Genomic DNA, 18,768 nt, shown 5'->3' with positions numbered 1-18,768 from the left:
CGTTCATTGAATGCTCCGATCGAGTGTGCGCCACTGCACAAACTTTCGTTTAAGCATTAGACATAAGTGGCCGGGTGTCAACCCTCCGTCGTCGGGGCGTTCACTGCGGACATGACGGAGCCCGGCGTCGCAGGGCGGCGCCGGGCTCCCGGTTAGGTGTTGTCCCTACGCTACTTTTGCTGGCCTCCCCTGGGTGCGGTCACGGACGCCGTTCCGTCCAAAGGACCTGCTGCGGGGTTCGCCCCTGCCGCGGCGAACAACCTGGCCTTGCGGGTAGCTGGGCCGAAAATGGCAAGGGCCACAGCGCCAAACATCCAGGTGCCGGCGATGAAGATGAACACGCTTTGGTAGCCGCTGCCGTTGTAAAGGGCCGCAATGATCAGCGGGCCTGCTGCGTTGGACAGCCGTCCAAGCCCGTAGGAGATGCCGGTGCCCATAGACCGCCCGGTGGTGTCGAACAGTTCGGGGGAGTAGGCGTAGGCCAATGCCGTGTAGCCGCGCTCAAACAGGTTGACCAGGAAACCGAACAGGACGATGAGGACCGGGTTGAACGTGAGGCCGTAGAGCAGGCCGCAGACAGCGATGACGCTGCCGAAGACCACCAGGCACCACTTCCGTTCGAATCGGTCGGTGACCAGGGAAGCGAGGTAGGAGCCCAGTGGTGCGCCCACGGTGGTCAGCGCCACGTAGAAAATGGAGTTCTCCACGCTGAAGCCTTCCTTGGCAAGGAGCGTCGGAGCCCAGCTGGAGTAGCCGAAGAAACCGATGGTCTGAGTGACCCAGAGGATGGTCAGCAGGATGGTCGGGGCGAGGTACTTCTTCTGCAGTAGAAGCGTCAGGGGTGCCTTGGTGGCCTTGGGAGTTTCAACAGGCGCGGCGGGCTCGGGGAGTGCACCCTTCTCCGCGCTGACGGTTGCCTCGATTTGGTTCAGGATGGCGTCTGCCTTGGCGTAGTCGCCTTTGTTTTCGTACCAGCGCGGGGATTCCTTGAGGCGCCGGGTGAAGAGGATGAAGAGGATGCCCAGTGCGCCCCACACGTAGACGAGGCGCCAGCTCCAATCAGACAGGGGAACGACGAGGCTGGCGATGAGGTTGGTGGCCGGCGTGCCGCAGATGCCGATGACAATTGCGTACGCCTGGTACTTGCCGCGCATGGCGGCGGGAAACAGCTCATTGACGTAGATGACCGCCACCACGGTCATCGCCGACAGCCCGGCTGATGTCAGGACCCGAAAGACGCCGAGGGACACGATGTCCCATGAGAAGGCCGCGATGAGGGAGAACACTGCGTACCAGAGCGTGGTGATCACCAGGGCGTTCTTGCGTCCCCAGCGGTCTGCCATCCAACTGGCGATGAGGGAACCGAAGAACATGCCCACGAAGGACGCGGAGGTCACGTAGGCCACCTGGTTGACGGTGACGCCCCATAGTTTGATCAGCTTAGGAACCGTGGTGGCGAAGCTGTTGATGTCGGCGAACTCGAAGAAGTACGCGAACGAGACGGCAACAAGGGCGATCTTGTGGAATTTGGAGATGGGCAACCGGTCAAGGCGGTTGGCCGCGTTGGAATGCGTCATTGGAATCCTTGGGGCAATCGTTGGGGAAGCTTGGGCGGCTGGCTAGGCTTTTTCGCCGGGCCAGTAAAGGTTCATTGGATTGCTCACCAGCAGCTTGTGTTGCAGCTCAGCGCTGGTGGCAACGTGGGGAATGTAGTCCACCAGCAACCCGTCGTCGGGCATGTGGTCCGTCAGGTTCGGGTGCGGCCAGTCGGTCCCCCACAGCACCCGGTCGGGGAATTCCTCGACCACGGTGCGCCCGAATGCCACGACATCCGGGTAGGGATCCGTCTCCCCGTCCAGGGCCGGCGGCCCGGAAACGCTGAGCCGCTCGGGGCAGCTGACCTTGACCCACACGTCGTTGTTTTCCACGAAGCGCAGGAAGCGGCCGAATTCCGGGCCGGTCGCGGGTTTGGTGACGTCCGGGCGGCCCATGTGGTCCACCACCAGCGGGGTGGGCAGTGAGGCGAAGAAGCCTTCGAGGCCTTCCAGGTCCTGCCCCTCGAAGTAGATGACCACATGCCAGCCCAGCGGGGCGATTCGGCGCGCGATTTCTGCCAGTTCCTGCTGCGGTGCGGCGTTGACCAGGCGTTTCAGGAAGTTGAACCGGACGCCGCGTACACCTGCCGCGTCAAGCCGCTGCAGTTCGGCGTTGCTGATGTCAGTGCGTACCGTGGCCACGCCGCGCGCCCTGCCCCTGGAGGCTTGGACCGCGTCCATCATGGCGCTGTTGTCGGCGCCGTGGCAGGTGGCCTGCACGATGACATTCCTGCTCACCCCCAAGTGGTCACGCAAGGCGAAAAGCTGTTCCTTGCCGGCGTCGCACGGGGTGTACTTCCGTTCAGGGGCGAACGGGAACTCGGCGCCGGGGCCGAAGACATGGCAGTGTGCGTCGACAGCGCCCGCTGGAAGTTTGAAGCGGGGCGTGGAGGGGTTGCTGTACCAGTCCAGCCAGCCCGGTGTCTTGGTGAATACGGTGTCCATGGGGTTCCTTTGGCCGGTGGAGGTTTGGTCCGTCGGTGCGGGCGCTGCGGAGTCAGTCGACATAACGGAGTCCGGCGGCTTCGAGGGGGCCGCGCATGTTGTAGATGTCCAGGCCGAGCTCTCCATTGGCGAAGCGCCGGCGTTTGCCCTCTTCGTTGTCCTCGCGTTTGCGGGCGGCTTCCGCCACTTCGGCGGCGCGGGATGCGGGAACCACTACGACGCCGTCGACGTCGGCGATCACTACGTCGCCGGGATTGACCAGGGCGTTGGCGCAGACCACGGGGATGTTGACGGAGCCGAGGGTGGCTTTGACGGTGCCTTTGGAGTTGATGGCGCGGCTGAAGACGGGGAAGTCCATGGCTTGGAGGGCGGCCACGTCGCGGCAGCCGCCGTCGATGATGAGGCCTTTTGCGCCGCGGGCGCTGAGGGAGGTGGCCAGGAGGTCTCCGAAGAATCCGTCTTCGCTTTCGGTGGTGCAGGCTGCGACGACGACGTCTCCGGGCCGGACCTGCTCGGCGGCGACGTGCAGCATCCAGTTGTCCCCGGGCTGGAGCAGGACTGTGACGGCGGTGCCGCACATTGCGGCGCCGGGGTAGACGGGGCGGATGTAGGGGCGCATCAGGCCCAGCCGGCCCATGGCCTCGTGGACGGTGCTGACACCGAACGAGGACAGTGCTTTGACGTCCTTTTCGTCCGCGCGCGTGATGTTGGTGTGGACGACGCCGAGTTCCTGCATTTTTTGCTCCTGGGATGGCTAGCGGCCCTGCTGCTTGAGCAGGGTGTTGAGGCGGGGGTAAACGGTCCGCGCGTTGTGTTCCTGGATGGCGGCCTGGTCCGCTTCGTTCAGTCCCGCCGCGTCGATGTAGCGGTGGGTGTCGTCGAAGTTGTGGCCGGTGCAGGGGTCGATGTCGCGGACTGCGCCGATCATTTCGGAGGCGAAGAGGATGTTCTTGGTGGGGATGACGTCCAGGAGCAGGTCGATGCCGGGCTGGTGGTAGACGCAGGTGTCGAAGAAGACGTTGTCCAGCAGGTGTTCTTCCAGGGCGGGTTTCCCCAGGGCCATGGCCAGGCCGCGGAAGCGTCCCCAGTGGTAGGGGACCGCGCCGCCGCCGTGCGGGATGACGAGTTTTAGGGTTGGGAAGTCCTTGAAGAGGTCGCCCTGGATGAGTTGCATGAACGCGGTGGTGTCGGCGTTGAGGTAGTGGGCGCCGGTGGTGTGGAACGCGGGGTTGATGCTGGTGCTGACGTGGACCATGGCCGGGATGTCGTATTCGGCCATCTTCTCGTAGATGGGGTACCAGTACCGGTCCGTCAGCGGGGGAGCGGTCCAGTGCCCGCCGGACGGGTCAGGGTTCAGGTTCAGCGCCACCGCGCCATATTCCTCCACGCAGCGCGTGAGCTCGGGGAGGCAGGTGGCCGGATCCACGCCGGGGGACTGGGGGAGCATGGCGGCCGGGACAAACCGCTCGGGGTAGAGCCGGCTGACGCGGTGGCAGAGCTCGTTGCAGATGGCCGCCCACTCCGAAGAGGTTTCGAAGGAGCCCACGTGGTGGGCCATGAAGGACGCCCGCGGGGAGAAGACGGTCAGGTCGATCCCGCGCTCATCCATCAGCCGCAGCTGGTTCGCTTCGATGCTTTCGCGCAGCTCGTCGTCGGAAATCTGCAGGTCTGCGCGGGACGGTGCCACGGACGGGTCGTCCAGGGCGGCGACCTGCCGGTCCCGCCATTGCCCCAGCGCGGGCGGGGCGGTGGTGTAGTGGCCGTGGATATCAATAATCATCAGATGCCCTGCTTCAGGTCGGGGGTGCGGTGTGCGGGGATCATGACATTGCCTGCCATGATCAGCCGCGCGGTACGGATCAGCGCGGACTTCACCACGCGGGTGGGGTCGGCGGGGTCCAGGCCGAGCTGGACGGTGAATTCGCCGCTGGGGTGCTCCACCGAAACGGTCACCTCTGTCCCCTCCGGCAGGACGGCGACGTCGTGTGCCACGGTCCCTTTGAGGGTGGCGGCGGTGGCGGCGGTGACGGCGGCGAGGACGCCAATGGATTCGTGGCAGACGTGCGGGATGAAGCTGCGGGTGCTGATCGCGCCGCCGTGGGCGGGTGGGGAAACGAGGGTCATTTTCGGGTAGTTCTTCCCGGTCACATCGCCCAGGCCCATCAGCTTCCCGCAGGTCAGGCGCAGGTCCTCAAGGCGGGCCTTGAGTTCGGCGTCCTTGTTAAGGTCGACGGCGGTTTCCTGGCCCGTGCGGCCCAGGTCGCCGGCGTTGATGATCACCAAGGGCTGCCCGTTGTCGATGCAGGTCACATCCACCGGGCCCACACCTGCCACCTCGACGGTGTCGCGGAGATTCCCCGTAGGCAGCAGCGAGTCACAGACCGAGCCGGCGGTGTCCAGGAAGTTGATGGTCACCGGGGCTGCGGTGCCGGGGACGCCGTCGATCGCGGCATCCCCGGCGTAGGCGACATATCGGCCGTCTGGTCCGGCGGGTGTCTGGACATTGATCTCGGCAACCATGTCCGTGTTAAGGGTGAGGACACGCGCCGTGGTGGTGTCGCCGTCGGGCGTGAAGAGGCCTGACTCGATGGCGAAGGGGAGGGCAGCGGCGAGCATGTTCCCGCAGTTGGGGGTGGTGTCCACCACGTCGCTGTCGGGCTGGAGCTGGGCGAACAGAAACTCCAGGTCCACCCCCTCACGCTCGCTGACCGACACGATTCCGGCCTTGCTGGTCAGGGGGTGCGCCCCGCCCAAGCCGTCGATCTGCCGCGGATCCGGGGAGCCCATCGCGGCCAGCAGGATCGCGTCACGGGTACGGACGTCGCCAGGCAGGTCGGCGGCCCGGAAGAAGGGACCCTTGGAGGTCCCGCCCCGCATGAACCAACAGGGAATGGCCAGTTGCCCGGTGGCAGGGCGTGTGCCCGCAGGCACCTGCTCAGTGTCCGGAGCCGGGATATCCGTGCCTCCTGCAGCAGGAGTGGCGTGATCCATGGTGGGTCCTTTTGGTGAATGGTTGGGAGGGCGCACTGGGAACCGCGCCGTCGATCAAGTGAACCAAGTTACATTCAGGATTGTCAACAATTTCTTATACACTTCTGTTTACGCTTTTTGTCGGCAATCGATAGCTGCTGTCCAGGGCCGAATCTGGAAGAGCGGAAGGATTGGTCGCGTTATGGGAAATGGAGCGGAGGTCGCCAGGAATGGAAACCCTTGAACTCGCGGAGGGCCGCTCTCTTACTGCGGCGGAGTTGGTCAGCGTGCTGCGTTCAGCCATCATGGGCGGGGAACTGGTGCCGGACCAGCGTCTCGTCGAGGCGGATCTTGCCGCTTGGTATGTGGCCAGCAGGGGAAACGTCCGCGCCGCGCTGGCGGAGCTGACTGTGGAAGGGCTTGTTGAGAGGGTCCAAAACCGCGGAGCCCGGGTACGCGCGGTATCGGTCCAGGAAGCCGTGGAAATTACCGAAGTACGTGCCGCGCTCGAGGCTCTTTGTGCCCGAAAGGCCGCTGAGCGTATCAGCAACGACCAAGCCGCCGAGCTCCAGGAACTGGCCGAGCGGATGAAGGACGCCGTGGAACGCGGTGACCGTGATTCCTATTCGGAGGGCAACCAGACCCTGCACGCCAGGCTGATCGAATTAAGTGGGCAGCAAACTGCCGCTGCAACCATCCACCGCCTCCGCGGGCAGGCCGTGCGCTTCCAGTTCCGGCTGGCCCGGCAGCCAGGCCGCCCCGCGGTTTCGCTGCCGCAGCATCTGGCGATTATCGACGCAGTGTGTGCCCACGACCCCGACGCTGCCGCTGACGCCATGCGCGTCCATCTGGAGAGCGTGGCCGACGTCATCCGCTCAACGCACGCCTAGCCATCTCACGGAGGCAGCCCGCGGCGGGTCGGGATGCACTCAGCGGCGCTTGCGGCTCAGGACCAGCGCCAGCAGTCCTCCGAAGGCAAGGAACAGCAGGCCCACGATCAACAGTCCGGTGTTCGCGCCCGTGGCGGCCAGCGTCGATGGAGTGGAGGAGTAGCCTCCTGGCATTGCCGCAGTGGCTGCGTTGGCTGCGACACCGCCAAAGGTCACGAGGCCGCTTGCGAAAGCGGTACTGAGCAGGTATCTGCGGATGTTGCGACGGGTCATGGGAAGTTCTCCTGAAGGTTGGATTGGGCCGACTGCTTAGCCCGGGAATTGGCGCGCTACCCGCGGTAAAGCGACGCGGGCGGGCCTCAACTAGTCAGGAGAAGAGCCGGTGTCGAAGGACACCGCGGCGGGGGCGGTCAGCGAATGACCCGGAACGGCGGGCATCCCAGCCGCTGGGATCGGGAAGTGGTGTGAGCTGATCCAGCCAGAAGCCGCCGGCCCGTTGCCGCCGGATGGGCCGCTTCCGCCTGGCGCAGCACCTGGCGCGGCAGGCGGCACTTCCGACGGCGCGCGGAACGGGGCGTCTTCCGGGCCGGCCTCGGAAAGCACCGGCGTTGCGGCTGCAAACTTCATCTGCAGGCCGCTTTTCGCACCGCTGCTGTGCGACACAGCACCGGACTGCGCGGGACCTATGACGTCCTGAGTGGGCAATGGCAGTTCAGTAACTGGGGGAGTGCCGGGCACGGGCTCCGGAGCAGAAGCCGCGCTGACATCCGTGGTGACAGGAAGGACGGCCTGAGGCTCTGCTTCCGGTGGAATCACGGGCAGGACAACGGCGTTGACCACCGGTTCAAGGACCGGGTCCAGGGGTTCCAGGACCGTATCGGCCAAGGGAACAACAGCCCCCACCGTCCCGCCGACGACGCCGTCCACGGCACCAACCGCAGGATCCACCACGGCCGCTACCGCTCCCATGGGTACGAGCCCGTTGACCACCGGTACAGACTGCACAGCGTTGTCGGCCAAGCCGGAGACCTCCTCCGCGGCTGGGCGGAGGGACGGTGCCGGGATCAGCGAAGCAACAGAGGATGCCGGGGCCTTGGCCGTTCCGCCGTCCAGCCCTGCCAGTACCGGTTCCAGCTCATCTTTGGCCTGGTGGGTGAGGTTGGCGGCGGCAGAATCCACAGCCCCCGGAAGCAAATCGCGGGAGGGTGTGGAGTCTGCTGACGCAGCCGCGGCTGACAGGGCAATCCAGGCTGCTGTTGCCGCCACGACGAGCAGGAGGGGCCGGAGGAACGCCCAGGCACTGCTCTTGGACTTCACTTGATACCCCTCCCCACGGGTGCGCTTCGGCAAGCAATGCTGTTCACCATAAGCACAGGTCAGACGGCAAGTCCAAATGCCGGGTCACCAGCGTCAGATTGCGTCGGTAGGGGCAGCGCGGTTATCAATGGCTGCGGCCAGGCCGTCGATCCGATCCATGGCGGCGTTGAGTTTTTCGACGGCTGCCCACAGGTCCGGGTGTTGCTCCCGCACCTGTTCCAGGCCGGTGCCGGCCGACCGGAGCGAGCCGAGATCGAAGCTGACATTGGTACGGGCCCCGGCCAGCGCCGCGCGGAGGGCCCCGAACGCGACGACGACATCCGCTACCAGGGCACGGTTGCCATTTGTTGCCAGCCAGGCGAGGTCGTCGATGGCTTCGATGGCGCGCTCCCCAAGGACGGCGGATGCGGCCGCGGCCTCCACGGATGCGCGGCGGATTGCTTCATCCCGCTCGTCCCCCGGCTCCAGCCGGAAGGCGGCACCGAATGCCTTGGAAGCCGAGGCGTCGTCATCTGCCAGTCGAAGGGCTTCCTGGCGCAGCGCCTGGGCGCGCTCCCGGATCCTGTCCGGTTCGCCGCCGTCGTCCCCGCTGTAGCCGGCGACCATCGACGTCAGCGACGCCGCGACTGCCAGCATCAGCCCCGTGCCGGCTCCTCCGCCGGGTGATCCCGTGGACTCTGCCAGTGCCCGCGTCCATTCCTCAACAGTCGACCCCTGCGTAGTCACTTCAGGCTTTTCCATATCAGGAGGCGTGCCCACAAAGGCGCCCGGCTAAACGAAGGAAGGAACCACCGTGCGTTCTGGCCCGGTTTTGACGGTCCTGCCCCCCGGAAAGCCGCGGGAGTGGTGCCGATGGCAGCCGCTAAAGTGGGCCAGTGTGACGCACCGCCACCGCTATGACTACGGCCAGGACCCCAGCCAATGGGGCGAACTGTTCCTCCCCGACCTTCCACACGGCGGGAAACACCAAGGCGTTGTGGTGGTGATCCATGGCGGCTACTGGCGCCCGCAGTATGGGGCAGAACTGGGTGTGCCACTGGCGCAGGACCTGGCTGACCACGGCACGGCCGCCTGGAACCTTGAATACCGGCGGGCGGGCAACGGCGGGGGCTGGCCGGGCACCTTCCAGGACATTCTGGCGGGCATCGACAAGCTCCGCGCGCTCGCGGAACCGCACTCGCTCGACCTGGGAAAAGTAGTGGCGCTGGGCCACTCGGCCGGCGGCCACCTGGCGGTGTGGGCCGCGGGGCGGGACCGCCTGCCCGGGCTTGGGCCGGAGGACGGCCTTCAGTTGGAGAACGACGGCGTACGCCTCACCGGGGTGGTGAGCCAGTCCGGCGTCCTCAACCTGGCCGAGGCCGAACGCCTGGACCTCAGCAACGGCGCCGTGGCCAACCTGCTGGGCGGGCCGTCGTCGGGCTTTCCGGGCCGGCACCGCATGGCCGACCCCATGGCGGCGCTACCGCTGGACGTGCCCGTCTATGCCGTCCATGCCATTGAGGATGTTGACGTGCCCCTGGGCATGTCCACTACATATGTGGAGGCGAGCCGTTCCGGACCTGTGCCGGCTGAACTGGTCATGGTGCCGGGCGACCATTTCGCCCTGATCGACGTCACCGCGGAAGCCTATGTGACGTGCCGGGAGCTGGTGGCAAAGCTGCTGGGCTGACACGAACTGCTGGCGCAGGCCTCTTTCTGGCAGAGTATGACCATGCTCACAGTGATCGGCGAAGGCCTTGTAGACGTTGTCCAGCGCGCCTCCGGAATCCAGGCCCATGTGGGCGGCAGCCCGCTTAACGTCGCGGTGGGCCTGGCCCGGCTGGACCATCCGGTGCAGTTCATCGGGCGCTACGGCCGGGATGCCTACGGCGACTCCGTGGCCGCGCATCTGCGCGCCAGTTCCGTCATGCTGCCGGTTCCCCCGGACGACCTGCCCACCAGCGTGGCCACCGCACTGATTGACGACGACGGCGCCGCCACCTACACGTTCGACCTTGCCTGGGAGCTCCCCGGCATGGGGGACCGGCTCGGCTTCATGCTGCAGGGCACCACGCTGCTGCACACGGGGTCCATCGCCACCATGCTGAAGCCGGGCGCCACCGAGGTGCTGGCCGCCGTCGAGTACGCCCACCCCTCCGCCACCATCAGCTTCGATCCCAACTGCCGGCCCAGCATCATCACCGACGTGGACTATGCGCGGGGGCAGGCGGAAAAGTTCGTCACGCTTTCCGATGTGGTCAAGGCGTCCGACGAGGACCTGGCCTGGCTGTACCCGGGGGAGGACGTGCTGGATGCGGCACGCAAGTGGCTGGCGCTCGGCGGGGAGGAGGGGCCGGCAATGGTGGTGGTGACCCGCGGTGCGGAGGGCCCCTGGGGCGTGTGCCGCGCCGGCGAGGTCTCGGTTCCCGCGCCGAAGGTGGACGTTGCCGACACTGTGGGGGCGGGGGACTCATTTATGGCCGCGTTGCTGTCCGGCCTGGTGGACCGGGAGCTGGACGGCGCCCAGAACCGGCAGGAGCTGCGCGACCTTCCGGTCGAGGGTCTGGCCGAACTCCTGGAGCATGCCGCCAGCGCGGCCGCCGTCACCGTGTCCCGGCCGGGTGCCAACCCGCCCACCCGTGAAGAGCTGCACGGGGCCGAAAAAGAGGCGTAGCCCCCGTAGATGCCGTTTAGAAGGCTCAAAAGGACGATGAGGGGCCACGCCGGCGAGGGGCCCGGCCTGAGCTTGCGAAGGTCGGGAGCCGGTGGGCAGCAGTCGATGGGGTTCCTGCGCGGGTAGCCGCCCTATAGCTGCGGCACGCAGGGGCCGCTTCCCAGCAGCGCGAGCCCGGCCCGGTCGCCGGCGGCGAAGTCCTGCAGGCCCTTGTTCTCGGCATACATGAGTTGGGTTGGATCGTTGACGTGGGCCAGGCCAAGCACGTGTCCGAGTTCGTGCATGATGATGGCGCGCACTTCCGCGGCGCCATCCGGCCGGATGGCCATGATGCCGGCGAGGTCAGGGGCGTCCAGGCTGATCTGCCCGGCGGCGAGGACCAGCGGCTGTCCCGGGGTTTCTGCGTAGCCGCTACCGCCGAGGCCTGCGACGTTCCCCGCGAGATCAGGGGTTTCCGCGGGCGTTGACCAGGCGATCAGCACCGGTGCCCAGCGCTTTCCGTAGCGGTCAGGCTGGAAAGCCTGCCGTTGATCTGCCGGCGCTTCCGTAGTGGTTCCGTCGTAGACAAACTGCAGGCCGGAGGCGCGGGAAACGGCTGCCACCGCTTCGCTGATCAGGGCATCCCCGCCCGGCAAGGCATTGTCGGGCCGGACAACATAGTGCACGGGGCGGCACGGATCGTAAGCCACCAACGTCTGTCCCGCCTTGGGCGATCCCTGCAGCACGAACGCGGTGGAGCCGGTGCTCGCGGGCGGCGTGCCCAGGGGCGACGGGGCGGCCTCGACGCCGGGCGGCGGAATCTTCGCGCCCGGCAGGTAGGGTGCAGCGACCGGGAGGACCACGCGGTCAAAGAGCGTCGGCGTGAAGTACAGGCAGACCACGACGGCGATCCCCAGCACGGTCCGGAACTGCACCGACCGCTTGGGCCGGCGCTGGGTTGTCGGCCGCCGCCGAAGCTTCGTACGTACGGGTGGAGTGGTTTCAACACTGCGCCAAGGTGCCGGTGGTTCAGCCTTTCCAAGAGCCTCGTCGATGGCCCACTGGGGGATCCGTCCGCTGGGGGAGCGCCGGACGTTCGGCGGGAGAAAGCCGCCTGACTTATCCGACAACGAATCCCTGTCAGTCCTGTAACCGTGCACCGGCGTCCCCCAATCCTTGGCCGCCCGCCGCAGGGCAACCCCCTCAGCCTAGTGGCGGGCTTCCCACCCCGAGCGCAGGAAATACGAAGGATTTCCGCAAAAGGCTCCCATGAGAAATCGATTGCTCCGTGGATGCCGTTTTGGACGCCCAAAAGGGCATCCACTCAGCAATCGATGGGGTGAGGGCGCCTACTACTCCTTGCCCAGTCCGGCCGCGGAGGTCTTCCCGTTCGAGACGCCGTTGAGCGCCCGCAGGTCAAAGATGCCGTTGATGTCGGCCTGCTTGGTGGTGCCCGCGGTGACGCCGTCGGCCAGGAGCTTCTGGTAGGTACCGGCAAGCGGGTCCACCGTGAACACGATGTTCTTCAGCGAGCGGTCAATGACGTCGGCCTTGAGTTCGGCGCCCGCGGCTTCCTTGAGTGCGGCGTTGATGACGGTGGCCTTCTCGCTGGCGGAAGCCGAGTTAAGCCACTCGACGGACTTCACGTGGCCCTTCAGCAGCGCCTTGACGGTGTCCGGGTGGTCGGCGGCGAACTTCTGGTTCACGATCAGGATGGTGGTGGGGAACTCGCCCGGCTTCCCGGACAGCGAACCGTCCCAGAGGTCCTTTTCATCCACCAGCACCCTGGCTCCGGCGGTCAGCACCAAACGTGAGGCCCACGGCTCAGGCAACCAGGCGCCGTCGAGCTTCCCATCCTGGAACAGCTTGAGGGTCTGCGCATTCTCCGTCGGGTTGATCGCGACATCGCCGCTGCCGTCCACGTTGGTCTTGTAGCCCTGGGACGAAAGCCAGGCGCGGAGTGCCACGTCCTGGGTGCCGCCAAGCTGCGGCGAAGCCAGGGTCTTGCCCTTCAGGTCGGAGGCGGAGCTGATCTCCGGCTTGACCACCAGCTGCGCGCCGCCGGCAGCCGCGCCCGCGATGATGTTCACCGACTGGCCCTGGCTTTTCACGAACGAGTTGATGGCCGGGTTCGGTCCGATGTAAGTGGCGTCGATCGCGCCGGCGTTCAGTGCCTCGATGGCTGCAGGGCCGGCGTTGAATACCTGCGTGCTGAGCTTGGTGCTGCCGAGTGCATCGGCGATGAAACCCTTACTGACGCCCACCAGGGCGGGGGCGTGCGTGACGTTGCCAAAGTAGCCGAGCTTCAGTTCCGCGGCGGGATTGCCGGACGGAGCGGTCTCCTGCGTGACGGACGGGGCCGCGTTGTTGACGGAGGAGGCGACGGCGGCACCCCCGCCAATGAGCGCCAGGACGGCTGCCGCGATCCCGACTTTGAGGCCTGCCGGCCGCTTGGGTTTGGCGGACTGGCCGGCGACGATGCGGGTGGAGCCTTGCTGGTTCTGCGGACTGTTGTCCTGCTCGTTTGCCATGGGGAAATCCTTTGCTGGGGGCGGATGCTGAGACGAGGTTACGGAGCGGCCCGCGGCCCCACAATCAACGCTGTAGCAGGCGTTCACGGGGGGACGCGAAGGCTCAACGCGGCGTAGCGGGGAGTCAAAATTCGTCGTATGACGTCTTGATTCAGCTGCCAGTTTGGTGGGTACGTGCCCGGCATGGGGATTTTGAAAAACTAGTCAAGGAGACTCTCATGTTGCTTTGGATCGCCATTATCATCGCTGTTCTCTGGCTTCTCGGACTGCTCGCGAACATCGGCGGGGGCCTTATCCACATTCTTTTGGTCGTCGCAGTAGTCGTCCTGATCTTCCACTTCGTCACGGCGCGACGGCGCGTCTAGGCAGTCAACGCCCAGACAAGAACGTCCCGCAGTAAGTAGGTCCCGCCGCTGGCATTACGCCGGCGGCGGGACCTGCTGCTTTCAGGCTGCTTTGACCAAGGGGAGTTCATCCCAGTGCGTGGTGTACCGGGGCGAGCGCATGTCCCGTTTCATGGTCCAGTCCAATCCGGACCTGATGCCCGCATGCCCCAACCCGATGGCACCCCGCCCGAAGCGACGGCTCACGTCCTCAAGCAGTGGCCCAATGCCGCGTTCCTCATGCCGGTTCTCGAACGGCTCCAGCGGCGGCTGGTTTCCCGTGGGCCGCAGGTCGGTGAGCATCAGGCCCGCCTTGGCATACTTCAGCCCTTCGCGGATGTGGGGCAACAGGGCGTGCGCGGCCTTGGTGAGCAGCAGCGGATCCGCCGTGGGCATGGGCAGTGAGACACACACAGAGGGATAGGCCTGTTCGTTGTCCCTGAAGGGGGAAGTGGCAGCGAATGCCGTAAGGACCTTTGCCTGCAGCCCGTGCTTTGAGAGCCTGGCGCTCGCCTGCTGGCCGTAGATGCTGAGGACCTCACGGAGGCCGGCGGCAGTGGTCACAGGCGTGGCAAAGGACCGGGAGAAGATCAACTGGTCGCGTCCGATCCGTTCCTCCTCCATGGGGATGCACGGTGTGCCGCGCAGTTCCAGGACGGTGCGCATAAGCACCACGGAGAATTTGTCGCGGATCATCACGGGATCCGCCCGGACCAGGTCCATGACGGTGAAGATCCCCAAAACGTTCAGCCGCTTGCTGAGCCGGCCGGCGATGCCCCAGACCTCATCCACCGGCAAACGGCCCATCAGCGCCTGGCGCATGTCAGCCGGGACCGACTCCCACAGGCAGACCCCGCCAAAAGCGGAATTGTTCTTGGCCCACTTGTTGCAGAGCTTCGCCAGGGTCTTGGTGGGCGCAATGCCCACGCAAACCGGGACGCCCACGTGCCGGCGGACTGCCTCCTTCATCCTCCGGCCCAGGGCCAACAGCTCCTCCTCTCCGCCCTTCACGCCCAGGAACGCCTCATCAATGCTGTAAACCTCCAGCCAGGCCGAGTACCTGCCCAGCAGTTCCATCACGCGGGCGCTGATGTCCCCATACAGCTCGTAGTTGCTGGACTTTGCCACCAGGCCCCACTCCTTGGCCCGCGGCGCGAGCTTGAACCAGGGTTCACCGGTGGTGATGCCCAGGGCTTTCGCCTCGGGCGAGCGGGTCACCGCGCAGCCGTCGTTGTTGGACAGCACCACCAGCGGGCGCCCTTCCAGGGAGGGGTCGAACGCCCGCTCGGCGGAGGCATAGAAGCAGTTGACGTCCACGTGGGCGATCTGCCGCATCCGCCGCATGAGGACAGGCTTAGCCACTTTGGACCTCAGACATGGTGCAGGCACCTGGTGGCAACGCCCCAGATGGTCAGCTCGGACAGGGCGGGGACGTGGATGTCCTGGTACTTGGGGTTCTCCGCCTGGAGCACCACCCCGGTGCGGGTGATGCGGAGGCGCTTGACCGTCAGTTCCCCGTCCAGCACCGCGATCACCACGGATCCGTCCTTTGGCTCCAACGCCCGGTTCACGATCAGTTCGTCGCCGTCGCTGATGCCGGCGCCCTCCATGGAATCGCCCGTTACCCGGACCACGAAGGTGCTGGTGATGTCCTTGATCAGGTGTGCATTCAAATCGATCCGGCCGTCGAAGTAGTCCTGTGCGGGCGAAGGAAACCCCGCCGCCACCGCCACGGGCGAGATCAGCACCGAGAACAAGGAGGCACCCGCATCTATCACGCGGGGACCGACAATAACGCCCACAACACACCTTTATTCGAAAATATGTTCGATAGGTTCAGTGTAGCGCCGGAGGCCGACAACGGTCACTCCGCAAGGCCCGAGGCGCCGAGGGGCTAGGCTTGGACCACTGTCGGCTCTGGGGGGAAGCGATGCGTATCTTGAGGTCCTGGTTGGTTCCGGCGGTGATGCTCGCCGCGCTCACGGGCTGCGAGTACAGCGGCCCGGCGGAGGGGCAGGCGGCGAAGGCGTCCACCACGGCGACAACGGCACCCCGGGAGGTGGCCACCGGCCAGGCGGCGGATCCGCGCGCGGCAGAGGTGCAAGCCATGGAGGAATGGTCCCGCCGGCAGCTGCAGCCCGAGCTGCCAGGCCAGCTCGCCGGGTCCACCATGTCAAACACCAGAGTCGCTTACGGCTTCGCCGGGGCAAAACCCGGCCGTTACGACGTTCACTTCACCTGCCAGGGTCCAACGGAGACGCAGCTGTCGCTCACCACCCAGGCCGGGGGCGAGGTTCTCGCGCCCGTCCAGGTCCCCTGCGACGGTGCCGTCTTCAAAGCCCAGGTGGCGCTTTCCATCCGGGGAGTGGAGTTCCTCATGAACCCTGCGGACGGCGCCAAGGGCCGCTACGCCTTCCGGCTGGTGCCAGCCTCTCCAGCGCTTGAGGCCACTGTCCTGCAGGGGACGGGCGGACTGAAGGCCGTGGTCAATGCCGGCCAGGCATCCGCACCCGGACCTGCGGCGGAGCTCAAAGGCACGCTGGGCAGGGATAAGGCAGGGTGCGCCATCCTGCAAGCGGAGGGTGGGAACGATTACACGCTGATTTTCCCCGAGGGAACCAGCCTCGACGGCGGGACACTCGTCCTGCCCGCCGGCCCCCGGCTTACCGGCGGCGATCCGCTGGTCCTCACCGGCAACCGGGTGCCCGCCGACGAAAGCCTGAGCATGTGCCTGAACTACGCCCGGCTCTACTCCGTGGAATCGGCTGCCATCATCCCCTGATGGAAAGGGCACGCCCGCAGGTCCAACGGACGCGGGAGGTACTTCAGGGAAGTACGACGGCGGCCTGCCGCCTTCCGGCGGACGCTCGCTGCCCAAGGCCCACGTAGACTTGCAGGATGCGGCTGGTAGCAAGCGATATCGACGGAACGATCCTCGGGCACGACGGAAAAATCAGCCCCCGCACCATCCGCGCCTTCCACGCCTGCCGGGACGCCGGCGTCGAACTTGTCTTCGTCACCGGCCGGCCACCCCGGTGGCTGCACCCCCTCGAAGAGCAGCTGGGCCACACTGGACGCGTGATCTGCTCCAACGGCGCCGTGGTGTGGGATCTTGAGGCGGACCGCCTGGTCTCTGCCCGCACCCTGGCCATCAACACCGTCATGGAAGTCCGGAGCATCATCAAAAAACTCCGCCCGGCCGCGCTGTTCGCCGCGGAGACGCTCACCGGCTTCCACCTGGAACCGGGCTTCATCGAGAACGAATCCAGCGAACTGCTCGCCGAATTCACCCCTGCGCCGCTGAAGGACACACTCACCTCCGATGACTCCGTGGTGAAATTCCTCGCCATCGTCCGCGACGGCACGCCTGACGACTTCCTCGGCGAGGTGGCTCCCGCAGTCGGGCACCTGGCAGCCGCCACCCACTCCTCGCCCGGAGTCGCAATGCTGGAACTGTCCCTGCCGGGCGTCAACAAGGCTGTCACGCTGGCCGAGTATGCGTCTGCCCTGGGGATTGAGGCGGCTGACGTGGTGGCTTTCGGGGACATGCCCAACGATATCGAGATGCTCCGCTGGGCCGGCCACGGCTATGCGATGGCCAGCGGCCACCCGGAGGCCATCCGCGCGGCAGGGCAGCAGGCACCACATTTCGACGACGACGGCGTGGCCCAGGTTTTGGAGGCCCGGCTCGCTTCCCTGGGCGTGCAGTTTTCCTGAAACCCATCCCGTCGGGCTGGAGCTACCGTTTTCCCAGCTTGCGCTCACCTGGCGTTTACCTTGCAGCCGTAGCGTCAAGCGTGGAGAGCAGGCACCTCCGCCGGCTCAAAGGGGGTAACGATGGCAAGAAGCACCAGGCAGCACGCAGCCGATGGGCCGCTCCGCGCAGCAACACCCGCCCCGCACTGGAAGCAGCTGCGGCAGGGCGACCGCGTCCGGGTCCTCTTTTCACCCGGTTTTGCATCGAGCGGGGTGGTGGACACCATCACGCCGGACCACACGGCGGTTTGGGTCCACCTCGACGGCGGCCGCGGGCGCACCCTGCTGCATTGCAGCGACGGCGTGGACATCCTTCCCGGCGCCGACTGAGCCGCTGGGCTGACCGCAAGTCTGCACTGACTCAGCCCTCGCTCCTCAGGTACGCTCGCAGTGTGACCCTGCCCTTCTTCGAACACCCGGACGACGCCGGGCGGCAGCTGCCCATCGCCATGGCCCACCGCGGGTTCTCGGCCGAGGGGCTGGAAAATTCGATGGCCGCGTTCCGCGCCGGCGTCGAACTCGGCTTCCGCTACCTTGAGACGGACGTCCACGCAACGTCCGACGGCGTGCTGCTGCTATTCCACGACGAAACCCTGGACCGGGTGACGGACGGCAACGGCCGGGTGGCGGAGCTGCCCGCGGCGGAGGTGGCAAAGGCCCGGATCAACGGCCGCGAGCCCATCCCCACCTTCGACGAATTGGTCGCTGAGCTTCCCGGTGCCCGGCTCAACCTGGACGTCAAGGACTGGAGCTCCGTCCGCAGCACTGCGGCCGCGATCGAGCGCCACCAGGTGCACCACCGGGTGCTGGTCACCAGTTTTTCGGACCGCCGACGGCGGGCGGTGCTGAAGCTGCTCAGCCAACCGGTGGCTTCGTCCGCCGGAGTGGCCTCGAATGCCCTCTTCACGCTGCTGGGCCCGGTACTGCCACGCCCGGTGTTCCGGCAATTGATGCGGCGGGTCCTCCGGGACGTACACGCACTACAGGTACCCGTCCGCTATGGACGGATACCTGTAGTCACTGCCGGCTTCATCCGGCGTGCCCATGAACTGGGCCTGGTGGTGCACGTATGGACCATCAATGAGGAGGACGAAATGCACCGGCTCCTCCACCTTGGCGTGGACGGGATCGTCACGGACCGGGCGGACCTGCTCCGCGACGTGCTCCGGGCGCGCGGCCAGTGGCGGCATGCGCCGGGGAACGCCGACCCCACCGGCTGAACCGCGCCCGGCTTACCGAACCTGCCGGGGACTAACCCCGGTCCGCTTCGGTGGGCGCTGTCGCATCGCCGGCCAGGCCGCCGTCGTCCGGCTCCTCGTTCTGCTTTTGGTCGTTCCGCGCCATGTCACTGTGGGCCCTGTCGTTGTCCGTCCCGTCGACGTCCCCGCCCAGCGGGCTGTTGGACACCGGGGCCGGCGCTGCCCCTGTCTTGAGGCCAGGAGCTTTCTGCTTCTCCGCCTCCATCGCGTTTGACCCTTCGCTCAGGGACGAGTGCACTTCAACGTCGTCATTGGGGTTTGCCGGGTCCGGAACATCCGTCTTTTCCGTCGGCTTGGATGTTCCGGCCAGGTCCTCCATGGCGTTTTCCGCTGCCTTGCCGATGCTGTCGCCGATTCCCATGTGACTGCTCCTTCCGACATCGCGTGCCGGCGCCCCAGCGGCGTACCGGCCCTACTCCTCCAGAATTATCAGCATGCTTACAATTAGTCCAGTGCTGGGGAATCGAACCGCAGCCGGAGAGGAAGGAAA

At 66.3% G+C, this 18,768-nt stretch carries 21 protein-coding genes; 8 read left to right on the top strand and 13 right to left on the bottom strand.

Annotation, left to right across the window (positions count from 1 at the left end; all coding sequences use genetic code 11):
- Positions 1–170: 170 nt before the first annotated feature.
- Genes FBY30_RS05595 through FBY30_RS05575 form a run of 5 tightly spaced genes read right to left on the bottom strand, consistent with a single transcriptional unit; the run spans position 171 to position 5,531 of the window.
- Positions 171–1,577, bottom strand: a complete 1,407-nt coding sequence (locus tag FBY30_RS05595) for an MFS transporter (RefSeq protein ID WP_142131787.1) — start codon at positions 1,575–1,577, stop codon at positions 171–173.
- A 42-nt stretch (positions 1,578–1,619) separates the two neighbouring features.
- Entirely contained in the window at positions 1,620–2,540 is a 921-nt protein-coding gene (locus tag FBY30_RS05590; RefSeq protein WP_142131785.1) for an amidohydrolase family protein, read from the bottom strand.
- Between the two features lie 52 nt (positions 2,541–2,592).
- Positions 2,593–3,276 carry a 4-carboxy-4-hydroxy-2-oxoadipate aldolase/oxaloacetate decarboxylase gene (gene ligK / locus FBY30_RS05585; protein ID WP_142131782.1) on the bottom strand — a complete coding sequence of 228 codons (684 nt, stop codon included), beginning with the start codon at positions 3,274–3,276 and terminating at the stop codon, positions 2,593–2,595.
- 18 nt (positions 3,277–3,294) lie between these two features.
- Entirely contained in the window at positions 3,295–4,320 is a 1,026-nt protein-coding gene (locus tag FBY30_RS05580; RefSeq protein ID WP_142131780.1) for an amidohydrolase family protein, read from the bottom strand.
- Positions 4,320–5,531, bottom strand: coding sequence for a 4-oxalomesaconate tautomerase (locus FBY30_RS05575; protein ID WP_142131778.1), 1,212 nt, complete (start codon positions 5,529–5,531; stop codon positions 4,320–4,322). Before FBY30_RS05575 ends, FBY30_RS05580 begins: the two co-directional genes overlap by 1 nt.
- A gap of 209 nt (positions 5,532–5,740) precedes the next feature.
- Here FBY30_RS05575 and FBY30_RS05570 point away from each other — a divergent pair, with 209 nt between their 5' ends.
- Positions 5,741–6,400, top strand: coding sequence for a GntR family transcriptional regulator (locus FBY30_RS05570; protein WP_142131776.1), 660 nt, complete (start codon positions 5,741–5,743; stop codon positions 6,398–6,400).
- A 39-nt stretch (positions 6,401–6,439) separates the two neighbouring features.
- On the opposite strand, the gene FBY30_RS05565 is transcribed toward FBY30_RS05570, so the two are convergent.
- The 3 genes from FBY30_RS05565 to FBY30_RS05555 form a co-directional block, all read right to left on the bottom strand.
- Positions 6,440–6,673, bottom strand: a complete 234-nt coding sequence (locus FBY30_RS05565; protein ID WP_142131774.1) for a hypothetical protein — start codon at positions 6,671–6,673, stop codon at positions 6,440–6,442.
- Between the two features lie 90 nt (positions 6,674–6,763).
- Positions 6,764–7,717, bottom strand: coding sequence for a hypothetical protein (locus FBY30_RS05560; RefSeq protein ID WP_142131772.1), 954 nt, complete (start codon positions 7,715–7,717; stop codon positions 6,764–6,766).
- A gap of 93 nt (positions 7,718–7,810) precedes the next feature.
- Positions 7,811–8,458: a cyclodeaminase/cyclohydrolase family protein gene (locus tag FBY30_RS05555; RefSeq protein ID WP_142131770.1), complete on the bottom strand. Its 648-nt coding sequence runs from the start codon at positions 8,456–8,458 to the stop codon at positions 7,811–7,813.
- A 136-nt stretch (positions 8,459–8,594) separates the two neighbouring features.
- On the opposite strand from FBY30_RS05555, the gene FBY30_RS05550 reads away from it, so the two are divergent.
- The gene (locus tag FBY30_RS05550) at positions 8,595–9,386 is read left to right on the top strand and encodes an alpha/beta hydrolase (RefSeq protein ID WP_142131767.1); all 792 of its coding nucleotides are present in this window, start codon (positions 8,595–8,597) and stop codon (positions 9,384–9,386) included.
- Positions 9,387–9,428: 42 nt separating this feature from the next.
- A complete protein-coding gene (locus FBY30_RS05545; protein ID WP_142131765.1) occupies positions 9,429–10,370 on the top strand; it encodes a carbohydrate kinase family protein in 942 nt (313 codons plus the stop codon).
- 131 nt (positions 10,371–10,501) lie between these two features.
- Here FBY30_RS05545 and FBY30_RS05540 read toward each other — a convergent pair whose 3' ends face one another.
- Positions 10,502–11,509 carry a matrixin family metalloprotease gene (locus FBY30_RS05540; protein ID WP_442858268.1) on the bottom strand — a complete coding sequence of 336 codons (1,008 nt, stop codon included), beginning with the start codon at positions 11,507–11,509 and terminating at the stop codon, positions 10,502–10,504.
- A 192-nt stretch (positions 11,510–11,701) separates the two neighbouring features.
- The gene (locus FBY30_RS05535) at positions 11,702–12,880 is read right to left on the bottom strand and encodes an ABC transporter substrate-binding protein (protein WP_142131761.1); all 1,179 of its coding nucleotides are present in this window, start codon (positions 12,878–12,880) and stop codon (positions 11,702–11,704) included.
- Between the two features lie 218 nt (positions 12,881–13,098).
- Here FBY30_RS05535 and FBY30_RS05530 point away from each other — a divergent pair, with 218 nt between their 5' ends.
- Positions 13,099–13,245: a lmo0937 family membrane protein gene (locus FBY30_RS05530; RefSeq protein ID WP_142131759.1), complete on the top strand. Its 147-nt coding sequence runs from the start codon at positions 13,099–13,101 to the stop codon at positions 13,243–13,245.
- Between the two features lie 81 nt (positions 13,246–13,326).
- Here FBY30_RS05530 and FBY30_RS05525 read toward each other — a convergent pair whose 3' ends face one another.
- Positions 13,327–14,607, bottom strand: coding sequence for a Y-family DNA polymerase (locus FBY30_RS05525; RefSeq protein WP_200830750.1), 1,281 nt, complete (start codon positions 14,605–14,607; stop codon positions 13,327–13,329).
- Between the two features lie 26 nt (positions 14,608–14,633).
- Positions 14,634–15,065 (bottom strand): LexA family protein, encoded by a 432-nt coding sequence (locus FBY30_RS05520; RefSeq protein ID WP_142131757.1) that lies wholly within the window; start codon positions 15,063–15,065, stop codon positions 14,634–14,636.
- A gap of 128 nt (positions 15,066–15,193) precedes the next feature.
- Between FBY30_RS05520 and FBY30_RS05515 the strand changes: the two genes are divergently transcribed.
- From FBY30_RS05515 to FBY30_RS05500, 4 genes are all read left to right on the top strand, one after another.
- Positions 15,194–16,045: a hypothetical protein gene (locus FBY30_RS05515; RefSeq protein WP_142131755.1), complete on the top strand. Its 852-nt coding sequence runs from the start codon at positions 15,194–15,196 to the stop codon at positions 16,043–16,045.
- A 116-nt stretch (positions 16,046–16,161) separates the two neighbouring features.
- The gene (locus tag FBY30_RS05510) at positions 16,162–16,980 is read left to right on the top strand and encodes an HAD family hydrolase (protein ID WP_142131753.1); all 819 of its coding nucleotides are present in this window, start codon (positions 16,162–16,164) and stop codon (positions 16,978–16,980) included.
- A gap of 120 nt (positions 16,981–17,100) precedes the next feature.
- A complete protein-coding gene (locus FBY30_RS05505) occupies positions 17,101–17,349 on the top strand; it encodes a hypothetical protein (protein WP_142131751.1) in 249 nt (82 codons plus the stop codon).
- 62 nt (positions 17,350–17,411) lie between these two features.
- Positions 17,412–18,239 carry a glycerophosphodiester phosphodiesterase gene (locus FBY30_RS05500; protein WP_142131749.1) on the top strand — a complete coding sequence of 276 codons (828 nt, stop codon included), beginning with the start codon at positions 17,412–17,414 and terminating at the stop codon, positions 18,237–18,239.
- Positions 18,240–18,270: 31 nt separating this feature from the next.
- Here the strand turns inward: FBY30_RS05500 and FBY30_RS05495 are convergent, their stop codons facing one another.
- Positions 18,271–18,639 (bottom strand): hypothetical protein, encoded by a 369-nt coding sequence (locus tag FBY30_RS05495; protein WP_142131747.1) that lies wholly within the window; start codon positions 18,637–18,639, stop codon positions 18,271–18,273.
- Positions 18,640–18,768 lie beyond the last annotated feature (129 nt).

Source organism: Arthrobacter sp. SLBN-83, from assembly GCF_006715285.1.
In the GTDB taxonomy this organism is placed as follows: domain Bacteria; phylum Actinomycetota; class Actinomycetes; order Actinomycetales; family Micrococcaceae; genus Arthrobacter.
The sequence above is the reverse complement of the archived record's forward strand: the minus strand, read 5'-3'. Positions and strand labels throughout refer to the sequence as shown.